Below are 1,006 nucleotides of genomic sequence, written 5' to 3'. Positions count from 1 at the left end.
GCGGCAGCATCGCGAAGCTGCGCTTGAGCGCCGTCAGCATGCCGAGCGCCAGGACGTCGACCTTCATCAGCTGCAGGGCGTCGATGTCGTCCTTGTCCCACTCGATGAAGGTGCGGTCCTTCATGGCGGCGTTGCCGATGGGCACGGTCTCGTCGAGCCGCCGCTTGGTGAGCACATAGCCCCCCACGTGCTGCGAGAGGTGACGGGGGAATTTGAGCAGCTCCTGGGCGAGCGCCGTGGCGCGGCGGATCTCGGGATTGGCGGGGTCGAGCCCCACCTGGCGGATGTGGTCGTCGGGGACCATGTCGCCCCAGCTGCCCCAGACCGTGCCGGCGAGCGCGGCGGTGACGTCCTCGGTGAGGCCCAGCGCCTTGCCCACCTGGCGGATGGCCATGCGCGGGCGGTAGTGGATGACGGTGGCGACGATGGCCGCCCGCTCGCGGCTGTAGCGGCGATAGACGTACTGCATCACCTCCTCGCGCCGCTCATGTTCGAAGTCGACGTCGATATCGGGGGGTTCGCCGCGCTTCTCGGAGATGAAGCGGGAAAACAGCAGGTCCTGGTCGGCCTTGGTGGGATCCACCGCGGTAATGCCCAGGCAGAAACAGACGCAGGAATTGGCCGCCGAGCCGCGCCCCTGGCAGAGGATGTCCTGGTCCCGGGCCCATTTGACGATGTCGTGGACGGTGAGGAAGTAGTTGGCGAAGCCCAGCTTCTCGATCAGGTCCAGCTCGTGGGCGATGGTGGCCCGCTCCTTCTCTCCCATGCCGGTGGAGAACCGCCACCGGGCGCCTTCCCAGGCCAGGTCGCGCAGGTGCTGGATGGCGGTCTTGCCCGGCGGCACCGGCTCGTCGGGATATTCGTACTTGAGCTGGCCGAGATCGAAGCCGATGCGATCGGCGATCTCAGCGCTGCGTTCCACCGCGCCTGGGAAGCGGGCGAACAGGCGCTCCATCTCCGCCGGCCCCTTGAGGTGGCGCTCGGCGTTGGCCTCCAGGCGCAGGCC

1 pseudogene is annotated in these 1,006 nt (G+C 68.2%); it reads right to left on the bottom strand.

The window, feature by feature from the left end:
- Nucleotides 1-1,006, bottom strand: a pseudogene (locus Q7T09_RS18480) (error-prone DNA polymerase); the annotation flags it as partial.

The sequence above is a fragment of the Phenylobacterium sp. genome (genome assembly GCF_030645195.1).
Classification (GTDB): Bacteria; Pseudomonadota; Alphaproteobacteria; order Caulobacterales; family Caulobacteraceae; genus Phenylobacterium.
This window is presented reverse-complemented; position numbering and strand designations above follow the sequence as displayed.